Annotated in this window: 14 protein-coding genes; 1 reads left to right on the forward strand and 13 read right to left on the reverse strand. The window is 38.7% G+C overall.

The annotated features are described in order from the left end of the window. Positions 1 to 46: 46 nt before the first annotated feature. The 11 genes from FXW34_RS03495 to FXW34_RS03545 all read right to left on the reverse strand — a co-directional run bounded on the left by FXW34_RS03495 (position 47) and on the right by FXW34_RS03545 (position 13,951). Positions 47 to 1,072, reverse strand: a complete 1,026-nt coding sequence (locus FXW34_RS03495) for a glyceraldehyde-3-phosphate dehydrogenase (protein ID WP_147532590.1) — start codon at positions 1,070 to 1,072, stop codon at positions 47 to 49. 192 nt (positions 1,073 to 1,264) lie between these two features. Continuing rightward, complete coding sequence (coaE, locus tag FXW34_RS03500) at positions 1,265 to 1,870, reverse strand: dephospho-CoA kinase (RefSeq protein ID WP_147532591.1); 606 nt, start codon at positions 1,868 to 1,870, stop codon at positions 1,265 to 1,267. Positions 1,871 to 1,894: 24 nt separating this feature from the next. After that, positions 1,895 to 2,530, reverse strand: coding sequence for a sporulation membrane protein YtaF (gene ytaF / locus FXW34_RS03505; RefSeq protein WP_147532592.1), 636 nt, complete (start codon positions 2,528 to 2,530; stop codon positions 1,895 to 1,897). Positions 2,531 to 2,613: 83 nt separating this feature from the next. After that, positions 2,614 to 3,444 carry a DNA-formamidopyrimidine glycosylase gene (gene mutM / locus FXW34_RS03510; RefSeq protein WP_147532593.1) on the reverse strand — a complete coding sequence of 277 codons (831 nt, stop codon included), beginning with the start codon at positions 3,442 to 3,444 and terminating at the stop codon, positions 2,614 to 2,616. A 36-nt stretch (positions 3,445 to 3,480) separates the two neighbouring features. Continuing rightward, complete coding sequence (gene polA / locus FXW34_RS03515) at positions 3,481 to 6,114, reverse strand: DNA polymerase I (protein WP_147532594.1); 2,634 nt, start codon at positions 6,112 to 6,114, stop codon at positions 3,481 to 3,483. Between the two features lie 249 nt (positions 6,115 to 6,363). Further along, positions 6,364 to 8,136 carry a two-component system histidine kinase PnpS gene (pnpS, locus tag FXW34_RS03520; protein WP_147532595.1) on the reverse strand — a complete coding sequence of 591 codons (1,773 nt, stop codon included), beginning with the start codon at positions 8,134 to 8,136 and terminating at the stop codon, positions 6,364 to 6,366. 49 nt (positions 8,137 to 8,185) lie between these two features. Further along, positions 8,186 to 8,854 carry a response regulator transcription factor gene (locus tag FXW34_RS03525; protein ID WP_147532596.1) on the reverse strand — a complete coding sequence of 223 codons (669 nt, stop codon included), beginning with the start codon at positions 8,852 to 8,854 and terminating at the stop codon, positions 8,186 to 8,188. 473 nt (positions 8,855 to 9,327) lie between these two features. Beyond that, entirely contained in the window at positions 9,328 to 10,266 is a 939-nt protein-coding gene (mdh, locus tag FXW34_RS03530) for a malate dehydrogenase (RefSeq protein ID WP_147532597.1), read from the reverse strand. Between the two features lie 172 nt (positions 10,267 to 10,438). After that, a complete protein-coding gene (gene icd, locus FXW34_RS03535) occupies positions 10,439 to 11,707 on the reverse strand; it encodes an NADP-dependent isocitrate dehydrogenase (protein ID WP_147532598.1) in 1,269 nt (422 codons plus the stop codon). A 182-nt stretch (positions 11,708 to 11,889) separates the two neighbouring features. Further along, entirely contained in the window at positions 11,890 to 13,005 is a 1,116-nt protein-coding gene (citZ, locus tag FXW34_RS03540) for a citrate synthase (protein WP_147532599.1), read from the reverse strand. Between the two features lie 478 nt (positions 13,006 to 13,483). Then, the gene (locus tag FXW34_RS03545) at positions 13,484 to 13,951 is read right to left on the reverse strand and encodes a DUF441 domain-containing protein (RefSeq protein WP_147532600.1); all 468 of its coding nucleotides are present in this window, start codon (positions 13,949 to 13,951) and stop codon (positions 13,484 to 13,486) included. Positions 13,952 to 14,056: 105 nt separating this feature from the next. Between FXW34_RS03545 and ytvI the strand changes: the two genes are divergently transcribed. After that, positions 14,057 to 15,172 (forward strand): sporulation integral membrane protein YtvI, encoded by a 1,116-nt coding sequence (gene ytvI / locus FXW34_RS03550; RefSeq protein WP_147532601.1) that lies wholly within the window; start codon positions 14,057 to 14,059, stop codon positions 15,170 to 15,172. 61 nt (positions 15,173 to 15,233) lie between these two features. Here the strand turns inward: ytvI and FXW34_RS03555 are convergent, their stop codons facing one another. Together FXW34_RS03555 and pyk are read right to left on the reverse strand one after the other, a co-directional pair. After that, positions 15,234 to 15,620 (reverse strand): FxsA family protein, encoded by a 387-nt coding sequence (locus FXW34_RS03555; protein WP_147532602.1) that lies wholly within the window; start codon positions 15,618 to 15,620, stop codon positions 15,234 to 15,236. Between the two features lie 90 nt (positions 15,621 to 15,710). Beyond that, positions 15,711 to 17,471, reverse strand: coding sequence for a pyruvate kinase (gene pyk, locus FXW34_RS03560; protein ID WP_147532603.1), 1,761 nt, complete (start codon positions 17,469 to 17,471; stop codon positions 15,711 to 15,713). Positions 17,472 to 17,473 lie beyond the last annotated feature (2 nt).

Below are 17,473 nucleotides of genomic sequence, written 5' to 3' on the forward strand. Positions count from 1 at the left end.
GATCCCCAAATCGGTAAGCAGCTTTTAGTTATTTTGAAATCATTTATTAACAATTTACAGTGCTTTTAGACATTGCCTTTACAACATGTTTTAACAGGTCAACAACACGGCATGAATAGCCCCACTCGTTATCGTACCAAGCAAGTACTTTCACTTTGTTATCGCCAATTACCATTGTCGATAATCCATCAATCGTTGCTGAATTTTCATTTGTATTAAAATCAATCGATACAAGCGGCTCATCAGTGATATCAAGGATACCTTTTAACGGACCTTTTGCAGCAGCGTAGAATACAGAATTCACTTCATCCACTGTTACATCTTTCTTTAAGTCCACAACTAAGTCCACCAAAGAAACGTTTGGTGTTGGGACACGAAGTGCCATTCCATGAAGCTTACCAGCCATTTGTGGTAATACTAAAGATAGTGCTTTTGCCGCTCCAGTAGAAGTTGGAATGATGCTTTGCGCACAAGCACGGGCACGACGTAAATCTTTATGTGGGTTATCAATGTTCTTTTGGTCATTTGTGTAAGCATGAACTGTTGTCATTAAACCGTTAATGATTCCGAATTCTTCATCAAGAACTTTTACAACAGGTGCTAAACAGTTAGTTGTACATGAAGCGTTTGAAATAATATCATGTTTTTCGATATCTAATTTTTCGTCATTAACACCCATTACGATTGTAACATCTTCATTTTTACCAGGAGCAGTTAAAATAACCTTTTTAGCGCCTGCTTCTAAATGTAATGCTGCTTTATCACGGGCATTAAATTTACCTGTAGCCTCGATAACAACATCGATGCCAAGCTCTCCCCATGGTAATTGCTTTGGATCACGGTTAGCGTATAATTGTACGCGTTTACCGTTTACAGTAAGAGCATCCTCACTTGGAATTACTTCACCAGGGAATTGTCCATGAGTAGTATCATATTTTATTAAATGTGCTAACGTTTCGGCCGGATAGCTGGCATTAATCGCTACCACATCGATATCATTTTCAAGGATTGCCTTTCTGAATACCATTCTTCCAATTCGTCCAAAACCATTAATCGCTACTTTTGCCTTCATTGTATGGCTCCTTCCGCAATATGTTATACTTTTATGTTCGCTTAGTTGTAAATAGTATAACATATTAAAACGCATTTGTGAGCATTAATTTGCGGATTTTTAAAAAGTTTTATCCCTAGCAAGGCTTAAAGCAGTAATTATGCTACCATAACAAAAGAGAAGCCACATAGCTTCTCCTTTGGGTTATACTAATTAGCGATTTGTGTAGCCCCATTTCGTTAAAATCGTCAGCAGTTGTTGTTTGCTTTCCTCAATAGTACCATTGTTATCGATTATATCATCTGCCCATTGTTTTTTTTCTTTTAGGGGCAACTGTGATGCAATTCGTGATTTAGCTTCTGACTCAGTAAAATTATTTCGCGCTATCAATCTGTCAAGCTGTGTTTGTTTATCGACAAATACCAGCAAAATTTTATCAACCATATGGGTAAGCTTGCTTTCAAACAAAAGCGGAATATCTAACACCACAAATTGATGTCCAGCGGCAACATATTGTACTTTTTTCTGTAGCATATTTTGTCTTACAGCCGGATGGACAATGCTATTGAGGATTTTTCGCTTTTCTTCATTCGGAAAAATAATACTGCCTAACTTCGGACGATCAATCGACCCATCCTCAAGTAAAATATCTTCGCCAAAATGCTCTACAATTTCGTAATATGCCTTTTCCCCTTTTTCGACCGCCAGGCGTGCCTCTTCATCTGCGTCAATAACAGGAATTCCTAGCTCCTTTAGCATGTTTGACACCGTGCTTTTCCCACTAGCAATTCCACCTGTTAATCCGATAATTACAGCCATAACATAACCCTTCCCGTAATAAAACTAAAATTTATACATTCCAATAATGATTAATATGACGCCTGGGATAAATGAAAATTTTTGTATCCATTCATATTTTGAAAAAATACCGCCCAATCTCATCCCCATAAATACAAATAAAAAACTCATCACTGTCACAGAAACCGTTAATATCAGTGGTGAAAATCCCAACATCGCCGCACCGATTCCGGCTCCCATTGCATCAAGTGACAAAGCTAAGCCAAGCATGAACGCTTCGATTCCAGTTATCACGCCTGATTGGTCGAAGTCAGCCGACAGCGGCTTTTTCAATATTTGTATCACTACACCTAACGACTTTATTTCAAAATTAATGATCGTACTTTCAATTTCCGTAGGTTCCGTAACCTTTTCCGGACGGAAAAATTGAAACAATACCCAAGCTCCAAGGAGAATTAATATGAATCCCCCAAGACTCTCAGCTAATTTCGTCGAAAACAATCGTTCTAAAAAGTGCCCAATGCTCATCGAGAAAAACAAAACAACTGCAGAGCAGCCCGAAATAATCAAGATTGATTTCAACGGGATACGAACTTTTCGTAATCCGTACGTTAACCCAACACTAAAACTGTCAAGACTGACAGCAAAAGCTAGCAGAAAAAGTGAGATCAAATGCGCCATTGTGATAAGCCCCTTCCTGTCAATCGCTATGATAGTATATGGAAGGTGCCCATCCATTGTTATATGGCTCACAAAAGTTTATGCTATTTTAATTGCTGGCAAACCGGACAATAATGCGTCCCCCGTCCTCCAACAACCATTTTTTGCAGCTCTGTTCCGCAGTTCACACACGGCTCAGCTTTCTTTCCATAAACAAACAGCTCCAATTGGAACATACCGATTTGACCCTGGGAATTTACATAGGAGCGGATCGTACTGCCACCTTTTTCAACAGCTTCCGTTAAGGTCGCAATAATCTCCCGATGTAATATCGCTATTTCACCACTGCTTAGAGATGATGCTAAACGTTCAGGATGAATACGAGCCCTAAATAAGGCTTCATCGACGTAAATATTCCCTAAACCAACCATTACTGTTTGGTCGAGGAGAAGCACTTTTATTTTTCGATTAGACGATGCTAATTTCTCAGTCAGGAATTCTAACGTAAACTCAGGTGAAAACGGCTCTGGTCCTAACTGCGAAAGCGGAAGTTGATTAAATTCGGTCCCCTTTAAGAATAAATGCATCGTGCCAAATTTGCGGACATCCTTATAGCGAAGCTCAGTCCCATCAGTAAAATAAAAAATGACATGTGTATGTTTATCAACAGGCTCGTCACTTTCAAACAGGCCATATTTCCCTTCCATTCTTAAATGGGATACAAGTGCAAAATCATCACTATAAAAAATCAAAAATTTGCCTCGACGCCCCATTTCTAGAAAGGTTTGACCTTTAAGCGCATCCTGGAATTGTTCAACTTCTTCCGGATGCTTCACGATTTTCGGCCAAAAAACCGCAACCCTGTCAATTTGTTTATTTAGGATTAATGCCTCTAAAGTACGTTTTATTGTTTCAACCTCTGGTAGTTCTGGCAAGCGCTGCCTCCACCTTTCATCAATGCTGATTACTGTTTATTTCGCATCAAACCATGTAGGTCCGTAAGCGTAATCGACTTTTAATGGCACTTTCAGTTGGATTGCATTCTCCATCACATCTGGCACAATTTTTTTCAAAATCTCAATTTCTTCCTCTGGTGTTTCAAAAATTAATTCATCGTGGACCTGAAGCAATAGTCTTGTTTTAACCTTTTCAGCCTTCAAACGGTCAGCCATATCAATCATCGCTTTTTTAATAATATCTGCCGCACTACCTTGTATCGGCGTATTCATTGCTGTACGTTCTGCAAAGCTTCGAATGTTAAAATTGCGAGCAGTAATCTCCGGGATATAACGTCGGCGCTGTAGCAAGGTAGAAACATACCCCTTTTGCTTTGCATCCTTGACGATTACCTCCATGTATTCCTTCACACTTGGATAACTTTCCAGGTAGCGCTCAATAAATAATCCAGCTTCCTTTCGAGTAATTCCAAGCGATTGCGAAAGTCCATAATCACTAATGCCGTATATAATCCCAAAATTTACAGCTTTTGCCTGACGGCGCATATTCGAGGTAACCTCCTCTGCGCTTACATGAAAAACATCCATCGCCGTTTTCGTATGAATATCAAGGCCAGCATTAAAGGCATGTATTAATTTTTCATCACCGGAAATATGAGCCATAACCCTTAACTCAATTTGCGAATAATCGGCAGCGAATATATACCAGCCCGGTTCAGATGGCACAAATGCCTGGCGAATTTTCCGCCCCTCCTCCAAGCGAATCGGGATATTTTGCAGATTTGGATCCGTTGAGCTTAAGCGACCCGTCTGGGTTAACGCTTGATTAAATCTCGTATGAACCTTTTTCGTAGTCGGATCCATGACCTTTAGTAAGCCCTCAATGTAGGTTGATTGCAGTTTACCAAGCTGACGGAAATGGAGAATTTCTTTAATTACGTCGTGACTATGCTCTAGTTTTTCCAATACATCAGCAGATGTCGAGTATCCAGTTTTTGTTTTTTTAACTGGGGGTAATCCTAGCTTCTCAAATAAAATAACCCCAAGCTGCTTCGGAGAATTGATATTGAATTCCTCCCCAGCTAATGAGTGGATATTTCTTTCAAGCCCGAGCAAGGCTTGATTGTTTTCCTCACCCATTTTGCGAAGGCGTTCTTCATCGATGGTGATCCCTTGATATTCCATATCTGCCAAAATAAGCGATAACGGCATTTCCAATTCAGTAAATAATTCATATTGCTGATTGTCCTTTAGCTCTTGGACGAGCTTTTCAGCTAAAACCATCATCGCATCAGCTTTACGAACTAAATGCTCTGCCACCTGCTGCTCTTGTGGTATATGTCGTTTCGCGCCCTTGCCATAAACTTGCTCATCTGTTAATACATCGCTAAATTGATAGCGCTTCGCAATTGCGCTTACTTCATTAACCGCCTCTGCAGGATTCAAAATGTACGAAGCCAGCAATAAATCTAACTCAATCCCTGCTAAGTGAATGCTCTTATGCCTTAACGCTACTTCTGTCCGTTTCGCATCAAAGACAATTTTTTTCATGTTTTCATCTTCTGCCCATGTTTTAAACGCTGCAGATTTTAAGGCGTTTTCTAACGAAACATAGTAGTAGCCTGTTTCATTTGCAAAGGATAGCCCAATAATTTCAGCATGATGGTAATTTTCATCAAGCATTTCCAAATAAAAGGCAGTGTGTTCGGTTAGCATATTTTCTTGGATTTCCTCTACAATCCGGAAATCAAGCGGCTGTAGCTCGACAGATGTTTCCTCGTCCAAATCAGAGCCAACTCGTTCCAATAATGTTTGAAACTCCAGCTCTTTAAAAATCTGAATGACTCGATCTTTGTGAATTCCTTCGTATTCAAGCTCTGAAAGCTGCAGTTCCACCGGAGCTTCGGTTGTGATGGTCGCAAGCTCTTTACTCATGATGGCCTGATCCTTAAATTCAGCTAATTTTTCCTTTAACTTCGCTCCACTCACTTGATCGATTGATTCTAGTAGGTTCTCTAAGGTTTGGTGCTCTTTTAACAGCTTAATGGCGGTTTTTTCGCCAACCCCAGGAACTCCGGGGATATTATCTGAAGCATCACCCATTAATCCCTTCATATCAATGATTTGACCTGGTGTAAGTCCATATTTTTCCTGAATATGTTGTGGAGTATAAACCTCCATATCAGTAATGCCCTTTTTAGTAATACAAACTGTAATATGATCTGAACTTAATTGAGTTAAATCCTTATCTCCTGAAATGACTTTAACGTGAAATCCATCTTTTTCAGCTTGCCTCGAGTAAGTACCAATAATATCATCTGCTTCAAAGTTTTCGAGCTGGTATCGCGAAACCCCGTATGCATCAAGGAGTTCATGTATAAACGGAAATTGCTCTGAAAGCTCAGGCGGCGTTTTTTGTCTTCCACCCTTGTACTCACTAAAGGTTTGATGGCGAAACGTCGTTTTTCCTGCATCAAAGGCAACCATAATGTGGGTTGGTTTTTCTTCTTCAATAATTTTCATTAAAATCATCGCAAAGCCATAAACCGCATTTGTATGTATCCCTTTTTGATTATTAAGTAAAGGTAATGCAAAAAAAGCTCGATAGGCTATCGAGTTTCCATCTATTAATATGAGCTTTTTATCCAAGTAAACAGCCTCCTTTATATTGATTACCAAAATTATTCTTTAACCATTTTATCACGGTTTGTTTTAAATATGAAAAATTGAGAGTTTGTAAAAGCGGAAGACCTTACCCTGTGGCTAGGAATGCAAAAAGACGAAGGGGGGAGCACCTTCGTCTTGACTGCCATGCATATTTTGAGGGGGGATTACAATATTGAGTATATCGACGAATTATTAACAAATGATAAACGAATTATTAAAAGTTGTTTAAAATTAAAGTATTGATAATTTCTTTCTCAAAGAAATGGTAAACATACTCCCTTGACCTACATTACTAGATACGGTGATCGTCCCTTTATGAGCCTCGACAAGGTGCTTAACAATTGCCAAACCAAGGCCTGTTCCTCCAGAGTCTCGGCTCCGAGCCTTATCCACTCGATAAAATCGTTCAAATATTCTTGGAATCTCTTGTTTTTCAATCCCAATCCCACTATCAGATATACGGACAAGAACGTGCTTATCCCTTAATTCTGTATCCACAGTTATTTTTCCATCTTTAGGAGTGTACATGATGGCATTATTAATTAAATTGATAAACACTTGCTTTAATCGAGACGGATCGCCTTCAATGACCAAATCAGCTTCAGTAGTTTTGTATTGAATGGTAATTCCTTTATCCTCTGCTTTTTTATGAAGCATTTTTATGATGTCAGTAATTATCGGTACTAAATCAACTTCTTTAATGTCGAGCTTAAATTGATGCTGCTCAATTCTCGAAAGCTCTAATAATTCTTCTATGAGCGTTTGCAAGCGGTCACTTTCCACCAATATAATATTTAAAAATGCTTCTAATGTTTTTGGATCTTCCTTCGCACCATCCAACAGAGTTTCTGTAAATCCTTTAATAGAAGTAATTGGTGTTTTGAGCTCATGAGAAACGTTGGCGACGAAGTCTTTTCTTGTCTGTTCCAGATTCTTAATTTCAGTAATATCGTGAAAAACAAGCAATGTCCCTTTCCATACATCGTTAGTGCCAATGATTGGCGCACCAAAAACCTCAAAATGTTTTATATCAATTCCAATTGGAATCCGCAAATATCGCTTAACTTGCTGTTCAGTAATAAATATTTCTTCTACCAATTCAGCAATTTCCCGGTGTTCAATGACTTCGTGATAAAGTCTGTATAAATACTCCTGTGGCTTTACATTGAAAACTTGTTTATAAGCTCGATTAATTAACGAAACATAACCGCGATGATCGATTAAGATTAATCCACTTCCCATGCTCTCGATTAAAGTTGACAAACGGTCCTGCTGCATTTCCTTTGCCTTCATCATCTCCTGGAGATTTCTTGCTAAAATATTTATAGAAGTGCTGAGCATTCCTGTTTCATCGACCTTATCTTCATAAGTTCGAGCACGATAGTTTCCTTTTGCTAATTCCATCGCAACATTTGTTGCTGATTCAATTGGTTTCGTATAGCGAGAAGTAATACTTGTCCCTAAAATGATGATGACAATTAACGCAATGACAAAGCTAATCGATAGAAGCCACCAAATTTGACTATAAGCTTCCTCCAACACATCCATTTTGGCGCTAAGAAAAACATAGCCTTCTATTTTGTTATTTTGTTCTATCGGATTCCAATAGTAATGGAGTTCCTTCCCATCATTATTAACAACAAGATCCTGTTGATTCCTTTTTGTAGAAATAATATCTTTTAAGGTTCGATAATGCTCTTCATATTTAATCGCACCAGATATCTCTCCACTATCATAAAGAAGATTCCCCTTCGTATCGGTAACTGAGACTCTCGCCTTGATGATGTCACTAAACTCATGAACTTGATTTTGATCGAGACTAGCAATCCCACCGTTTTTTTTCATATAAATCGTTACTAAGTTATTTTCTTTTTGAAGCCTTTCATTAAAAGAATTAAAATAATAGCTCTTAAATAGTTGTCCGAGTAATAATCCTAAGGCAACCAGTACAACAAATATTAATGTGATTAAGGCTAGTAATAGCCTAGTTCGGAATTTTATCATTTCCTTTTGGCTCCTCTAATTTGTAGCCAAGCCCCCGGATGGTTTTAATTTAAACCGGTTTTTTCGTATTTGGTTCGATTTTATCTCGAAGATGGCTAATGTGAACATCAACAATTCGAGTATCACCAGCAAAATCGTAATTCCAAACGGCACTCAATAGTTGATCACGAGTCAAAACCTTGCCTTTATGTTTACCGAGATGTACAAGAAGTTCAAATTCCTTCGGCGTTAATTCTAATAACTCACCTTTATAAAATGCTTCATAATGGTCTGGATAAATCGCCAAATCCTTAATGGCTAGATGGTCAGTATCTTCACTTTCATTGTTAGCTAACTGAACGTGGTTTTGAACCTCCGTTCTGCGAAGAATTGCTTTTATCCGAGCCACTACTTCCCTTGGACTGAAAGGCTTTGTCATATAGTCATCGGCCCCAAGCTCTAGTCCAAGTATCTTATCAAATTCATCATCCTTTGCCGTTAGCATCAGGATAGGTGTTAGCACCTTTTGTTGACGAAGTTGTTTACATACTTCGATTCCATCAAGGCGCGGTAACATTAAATCAAGCACGATGAAATCAAATTCACCTTCAAGTGCTAAATTTCTCCCTGTTTCTCCATCCATTGCGGTCGTAACTTTATAGCCCGCTTGTTCTAAATTATATTGAAGTAAGGTAACAATGGATTGTTCATCATCCACTACTAATACTTTTTTCTGCATATAGTCCTCCAAATCCGTTTTCCCCGTTTTTCTACTTATTTTTCTCACCTTATTACTATATTATTAGAAAAATGAAACAAGCGCCAAAAATAACCGGATTCTTTACAAACTTTTTACACTTCTTAATATTGTAGTGTTGATTTCCGCTCCAGACACGTGCGGTCCATGGGGCTAACTGGGAGCCTGTCTAGCTGCAGCAGCTAGGGGCTCGGGGTCACAATTCAAACCGTCCAGAAGGTTAAAGGACAACCTTCTAGTCGGCTCGCCTTGTGCCTGTCACCCCTGGGCAAGCCGCTTCCGCTTTTCGTTCTCCTCGGCGCTTTGCGCCTGCGGGGTCTCCCATGCCAGCTACTCCCATAGGAGTCTACGTGTCTTCCTCTCCAATCAACTTAGAAAAAATCACCACCGTGCATTAACACAGCCTAAAAAAAGATCCGAAGGTAGCCTTCGAATCTTTTTGTTTAAGTAATTTATTAAATTAATGCAGCCATTACACTGCGAACTGCGTCTGCTGATTTATTAAGTGCGGCTTTTTCTTCGCCAGTTAGTTCAAGCTCAATGACTTTTTCGATTCCATTTCCACCAAGGATGGTCGGAACACCAAGGTAGATTCCTTCGTAGCCGTATTCACCTTCAAGATAAGCAATGGCTGGAAGAACGCGTTTTTGGTCTTTTAAAATGGCTTCACACATCTCCACAAGTGCAGCAGCTGGAGCGTAGTATGCAGAACCATTTCCAAGTAAGTTGACGATTTCTCCGCCACCTTTGCGAGTCCGTTCAACGATTGCCTCAAGGCGTTCTTGAGGAATTAAAGTTGATAATGGAATACCACCTGCAAAAGAATAACGGATTAATGGAACCATATCATCACCATGACCACCTAGTACAAAACCAGTGATGTCTTTCACTGATAGATTTAACTCTTCCGCGATGAAAGTACGGAAACGCGCTGTATCAAGGACACCTGATTGACCAATCACGCGGTTTTTAGGAAATCCTGACTCTTTAAAAATAGTATATGTCATCGCATCAACTGGATTAGTTAATACAACAATGAATGCGTTCGGAGAGTGTTTGGCAATTTCTTGGGCAACGCTCTTCATGATTCTTTGGTTTGTTTGAACTAAGTCATCACGACTCATACCTGGCTTACGAGCAATACCAGCTGTAACAACTACAATATCAGAATTCGCTGTGTCAGCGTAATTAGAAGTACCAGTGACCTTTGCATCAAAACCTTGCACTGGGCTTGCTTCTAACATATCTAAAGCTTTACCTTTAGTTGGGTTTTCCATTTGCGGGATATCAACTAACACCACATCAGCTAATTCTTTTTGAGCCAATAAGAATGCCGTTGTTGCACCAGTAAATCCTCCGCCGATTACGGATACTTTTTTACGATTAATTGTCATTATTATATCCCCCTTTGTGTCTTAACAGAAAATTCTGAAAAATAAACATACCAAAAAGAAGCCAATCGTTGTAAAATATTGCCTAGTATTAGCTAAACATAATATAGCAAAAGGCGCAAGCAATTTGCATTAAAGCAAATCGCCATTGCGCCTTAGCTTAACGGAATAAAAATTATTCCATATTTTTGATTAATTCATCACCGAATTCAGAACATTTTACTTCTGTTGCGCCATCCATTAGACGAGCAAAGTCATAAGTTACAACTTTAGAAGCAATTGTTTTTTCGATTGATTTTACGATCATATCTGCAGCTTCGTTCCAGCCTAAGTGTTCAAGCATAAGAACGCCAGATAATAATTCAGAAGATGGATTTACTTTATCTAATCCAGCATACTTAGGTGCAGTACCATGAGTAGCTTCGAAGATTGCATGTCCAGTTTCGTAGTTGATGTTAGCTCCTGGTGCAATACCGATACCACCAACTTGTGCAGCTAGTGCATCAGAAATGAAGTCACCGTTTAGGTTCATTGTAGCAACTACATCAAATTCTTTTGGACGAGTTAAGATTTGTTGTAAGAAGATATCAGCAATCGCATCTTTAACGATGATTTTGCCTGCAGCTTCTGCTTCAGCTTGTGCTTTGTTTGCAGCTTCTGCACCTTGTTCTTCAACTAATCTGTCATATTGAGCCCAAGTGAATACTTTATCACCGAATTCTTGTTCAGCAAGCTCGTAGCCCCAGTTTTTGAATGCACCTTCAGTAAATTTCATAATGTTACCTTTATGTACAATCGTTACTGATTTGCGTCCTTCTTTAATTGCATAATTGATTGCAGCACGTACTAAACGCTTTGTTCCTTCTTCTGAAACTGGTTTAATACCGATACCTGAAGTTTCAGGGAATCTGATTTTCTTAACACCTAGCTCAGTTTGTAAGAAGTTGATTAATTTTTTCACTTCGTCTGAACCTTTTTGGTACTCAATACCTGAGTAGATATCTTCTGTGTTTTCACGGAAGATGACCATATCAGTGTCTTGAGGACGTTTTACTGGTGAAGGTACACCTTCAAACCAACGTACAGGACGTAAGCAAACGAATAAGTCTAATTCTTGGCGTAGTGCAACGTTTAATGAACGAATTCCCCCACCAACTGGAGTTGTAAGAGGTCCTTTGATCGCAATTAGGTATTCATTAATTAGATCTAAAGTCTCTTGTGGAAGCCATTCACCTGTTTGATTGAAAGCTTTTTCTCCTGCTAAAACTTCCTTCCAAACGATCTTCTTCTCACCTTTGTAAGCTTTTTCTACTGCTGCGTCTAATACGCGTGAAGCTGATGCCCAAATATCCGGACCAGTACCGTCACCTTCGATAAAAGGGATGATTGGGTTATTTGGTACATTTAATACTCCGTCTTTTACTGTGATTTTTTCTCCTAGCATATCTTTTTCTCCCTCCATGTCCATGAAAACGTGCAGACGACTCACTTAAGCAGCCCGGTAAAAAATAGTGACTATTTTTAAACCGGACTGAAGTCGCTGCACTTTTCATAAATTAACAAAAACTTTCCCCTATATATTACATCAGTTTTTGTCTAAATTGTAAACTTTCACGAAAAATTTTTTTATCTTTGTTCAACTGGCACATATGTTTGTAATGATGGACCAGTGTAATCCGCACGAGGACGAATTAAACGGTTGTTTTCGTATTGCTCTAAAATATGAGCTAACCAACCTGAGACACGGCTTACAGCAAAGATTGGTGTGAATAGGTCATGGTCGATACCTAAGCTGTGGTATACAGATGCTGAATAGAAATCAACGTTCGGTGGAAGTTTTTTCTCACCTGTAACGATTGCTTCGATTTTAGTAGACATAACATACCATTGTGGCTCGCCTGTTAATTGAGTTAATTTTTCAGACATTGCTCTTAAGTGCTTAGCACGTGGATCACCTAAACGATATACGCGGTGACCAAAGCCCATGATTTTTTCTTTATTAGCAAGTTTCTCGCGGATATATGGTTCAACATTATCTAATGTACCAATTTCAGAAAGCATTTTCATAACTGCTTCGTTAGCACCACCGTGTAAAGGACCTTTTAGTGCGCCGATAGCAGATGTAATTCCGGAATATACATCAGATAAAGTTGCCACACAAACACGAGCTGTGAATGTAGAAGCGTTTAATTCATGGTCTGCATGAAGAACTAAAGCTTTGTTGAAAGCTTCAACAGCAATAGCATCTGGCTCTTTTCCAGATAGCATATATAGGAAGTTTTCAGCAATGCTGAAATCCTTGCGTGGAGCTACAGGCTCTAAACCTTTTCTAATTCTTGAGAATGCAGTAACGATTGATGGTAATTTTGCTTGTAAACGAATCGCTTTGCGATAGTTTGCTTGTTCGTCCATTAAATCTGCTTCGTCATCATATAAGCCAAGTAAAGAAACAGCAGAACGAAGTGCAGCCATTGGATGAACTTTATCAATCGGATACATTTTGAAATGATCTAAAATTTCTTGTGGTAAACTTGCATTTTCAGCAAGTTGATTTTTTAGTTCAGCTAGTTCTTGCGCATTAGGTAGTCTGCGATGCCATAAAAGGTAGATAACTTCTTCAAAAGTTGCGTTTTCTGCTAAGTCATCGATATTGTACCCAACATAAGTTAGGGTATCATCAATAATTGAACTGATAGATGAAGTTGTTGCTACTACCCCTTCAAGACCACGTGTAACTGTCATAAATAATCTCTCCTTTTCTAAATAAGAATTCCCCAAATACCCTTTGTCTGTCAAAATTTGCTTAAATATCTGAAAAATCAGTTATTTATAAGCGAGTCAGAAAGATACCCCTCTGTACAATATATGGATAGTCAATGCTATCCTTAAAAAGTTAGCTGTAACCAGCTAATCCACAGACCAATAATATTTTGTTCGAATGAGCGCTTGTTCATAGATGCTCAAAATAGAAAGAAAGACTAGTAGGCTTCTATTTTGGAATATTACTAATATCACCTTGTTTCAACCTATACTCCTAATGATTCTCCTCTATTTATAACCTTTCTCCCCATTTGTAAAAAGTGAAAAGGTTTTCATTTTTTACAAATTCATTATAAGGATGGTTATAATGTTTTTTTGATATGATTGGACTTACAAATCCTATTATAAACAATTATCAGACTTTTGTGAACGAAAACGGCTTAATTTGTAAAAAAATAAATTATTTTGCAATGAACAATTGGACGATTTTCATTGCCATATAAGCGATTCCCGCCCCAATTAGTGGGCCAACTGCGACGCCATGAAAAAGGGAAATAGATAGTATTGTTCCTAATACAAGGGCTGTTGTGATGTGCGGATCATCCGCCAATAAAGTGACGCCCCCCTTAGCTAACAGGGCAACTGCCATCCCAGAAAGTAATGCAATCCATGCATAGGGAGTTTTGAAAGCTCCAGATAAATCTTTAAAGCCGATTTGACCTGCTGCGATTGGTGCTAAAACTGCAATCGTAATCACCGTCACACCCCAGTTGATTCCTTTCGACTGAATATAATGAAAGACCTTACCATCTACTCCTACTAATTTCAGCACTAAAAGGAAGGCAACTGCAATGATCATCGATTGATTTTTCGAGAAAAATGCAATGATTAATAAAATGGCTAGAAATGCATAGGCTTCAAATTTCATTTTCAAACTCCTTTAACCACATTGAATGGCTTGATGATGGAATAAAGCAATATTTACTAAAAAATGTTAATATATTGTTATGTAAAAACGTAAAGGAGGATTTTATTGAATAAAACGAATCTGTTTCGATTTCTGCGCCTTCTCTTCGTAATCGGTATTGTTCTTATAGCTGTGCTTGGCTTTTATTACTTATCAAAAATAACCTATCCGTTTATCATCGGCTTTATCATTGCATTCATGATGAACCCGCTTGTTAATTTTTTAGAGACGAAGGCAAGACTGCCTCGTGCGCTTTCTGTGTTCATCACGCTAATCATTATTTTTGCCACTTTTGCAGGACTCATGACATTATTAATAGCAGAAATCGTCACCGGGGCAAATTATATTGCTGCGGTTGTGCCAAATCATCTTGACACCATCATTGCCTACATTCAAGATATGCTAGCCGGACAAATCCTTCCTTTTTATCATCAAATCGCTAATTTATTTCAAAATCTAGATTCAGGTCAGCAAGAAACCATCATGGAAAACATTGAAAACGTGGGTAAAACCTTTGGAACAACTGTTGGAAGTTTTATTAAAAACTTTTTTGGCAATATCCCAAACGTCCTTTCCTGGTTCCCAAATGCTGCAACCGTATTGATTTTTTCACTGCTGGCAACCTTTTTTATCAGCAAAGATTGGTATCGTTTATCGAATATGATTGGGAGATTTTTACCACATCGCGCCAAAACAAGTGGAAGAACGGTTTTTATTGATTTAAAAAAGGCATTATTTGGTTTTTTAAAGGCTCAAGCAACACTAATTTCAATGACAACAATCATTATTTTAATTGGATTATTAATTTTACGAATTGACTACGCCATTACAGTTGCTTTAATAACTGGTATTGTCGATGTAATTCCTTACTTAGGAACAGGTGCCATTTTTGTACCGTGGATTATCTATGAAATCATTACTGGTGACACAGGAATTGCGATTGGCCTAACAGTCCTATATATTGTTGTACTTGTTCAACGTCAACTTATGGAGCCAAAAGTTTTGTCCTCAAACATTGGCCTTGATCCTTTAGCCACCTTAATTGCGTTGTTTGTTGGCTTTAAGTTGTTAGGCTTTCTCGGACTTATCGCCGGACCTGTCCTATTAGTCATTATCAACACGCTTAATCGAGCCCATGTATTTCGCGACGTATGGGCTTATATAAAAGGAACACAGCAATAAACTCAATATGAAAAGTGCTGACTGGCCTTCAGTCAGCATTTTTTCATTAGCCTCTACTTTTCTATCTGATAATCGTAATTCTGCCCTTATTCATCCATTTCGTTAAACCACGTGCAATCAACTTTTTAAAGAAAATCCGTGTATAGGGTATTAATAAAAATAACCCTACAAAATCTGTAATAAAGCCTGGTGATAACAATAGTGTTCCACCAATTAATACACATATTCCATCTAGTATCGCATCTCCTGGCATCTCTCCGTAGCTCATCTGCTCCTGGGCTTTTCTGATTGTTTCCAATCCTTCTTTCTTAGCCAAATATGACCCTACAATTCCTGATAGTATAATGAGGAGAATCGTTGGCAAAATGCCGATAAGTTTTCCCGAGTACATTAAAAAGCCGATTTCTGCTGCCGGAATGATAATGATTAATAAAAATAAATATCGCATTTACCATACCTCCATACAAATTTCTACTAAAGAAAAGGATGGGAATATCCCCATCCTTCTTTTACGATTATCTCATTATTTTAAGCTTTTTTAAAGTACGCTGGCGTGGCCATTGTATATAACGCCTCTTGCTGCGTCAACAGTGATTTCTTGTCCATCTTTAAAGAGCTTAGTCGCAAGATCAACTCCGATGATGACAGGGATTCCTAAATTCAATCCCACTACAGCGCCATGGCTTGTTAGTCCACCTTCTTCAGTAATTAAGGCGCTACATTTTTCGATAGCTGGCACCATATCACGGTCTGAGCCGATTGTAACGAGAATGGAGCCTTCTTTGACCTTATTTAATGCCTCAGTTGAATTTTGAGCCACAACAACCTTTCCATAAGCTGACTTTCTGCCAATGCCCTGTGCCTTTGCCAAAACGTCGCCGACGATGTGAATTTTCATAAGGTTTGTTGTTCCCGCCTCTCCTACTGGAACTCCTGCGGTAATGACGACTAAATCGCCATGCTTAACAATCGTACTATCCACACTTGCATCAACTGCGAAATCTAACATCTCATCAGTGGTCGTCGCCCTTTGGCTCAATTGTGGGTATACGCCCCACACAAGCGCTAACCGACGGCAAACATAGTCGTAGGAAGTAACAGCTACGATTGGGGCCTTTGGACGATATTTAGAGATCATTCGTGCAGTATGTCCGCTCTCTGTTGGGGTAATGATTGCACTTACATCTAAATTTAATGCTGTATGAGCAACTGACTGACCAATCGCATCCGTCATATTATGCTCTGTGCTTTTACTGCGGTTTGATAATATTTCTTTATGCTCTAATGCCGTTTCTGCACGTGATGCAATATTGTGCATCGTCTGAACCGCTTCGACTGGGTATTGCCCAGCTGCAGTTTCACCTGAAAGCATAATTGCATCCGTTCCATCGAAGATTGCATTCGCTACATCGCTTGCTTCTGCACGTGTAGGACGTGGATTTCTTTGCATCGAATCAAGCATTTGAGTAGCTGTAATAACAGGTTTCCCAAGTGCATTACATTTATTAATCAATGCTTTTTGAACAAGCGGAACCTCTTCTGCTGGAATTTCAACCCCTAAATCACCGCGTGCCACCATTAATCCATTAGAAACCATGAGGATTTCATCAATATGATCTACACCTTCTTGGTTCTCAATTTTCGGAATAATATGGATATGATTCGCATTATGTTCTTCAAGCAGCTGACGGATTTCTAAAACATCCGTTGCTCTACGAACAAATGATGCTGCGATAAAATCAACATTTTGTTCAATTCCGAACAAGATATCTTGAGCATCTTTTTCGGTTATTCCAGGTAGATTAACACGAACACCCGGAAGGTTAACACCTTTTTTATTTTTCAGCGTTCCGCCATTAAGAACCTTCGTGACAATCTCACCTAAGTCATTGTCTATCTTTAAAACTTCCAGTCCTATTAACCCATCATCTAAAAGAATTGTTGAACCTGGTTGTACATCATCAATTAATCCTGGATATGTAACGGAAAACTTATCTACAGTACCTAAAACCTCTGTCATAGAGATGCGTACTTCTTGCCCCACTGTAAGGTCAATTGCACCATTCTCCATATTGTTCGTGCGGATTTCTGGACCTTTCGTATCCAATAAAATCGCAACATTTTTCCCAGTAATTTTAGCAGCTTCGCGAATGTTTTTGATTCTTTCACCATGCTCCACATGATCACCATGTGAGAAATTTAAACGAGCAACATTCATTCCAGCTTCAATTAATTGAGTAAGCTTATCTACACTTTCACTCGCTGGGCCAATCGTACAAACAATTTTTGTTTTGCGCATTT

The sequence above is a fragment of the Bacillus marasmi genome, assembly GCF_902168435.1.
GTDB classification, from domain to species: Bacteria; Bacillota; Bacilli; order Bacillales; family Cytobacillaceae; genus Bacillus_BU; species Bacillus_BU marasmi.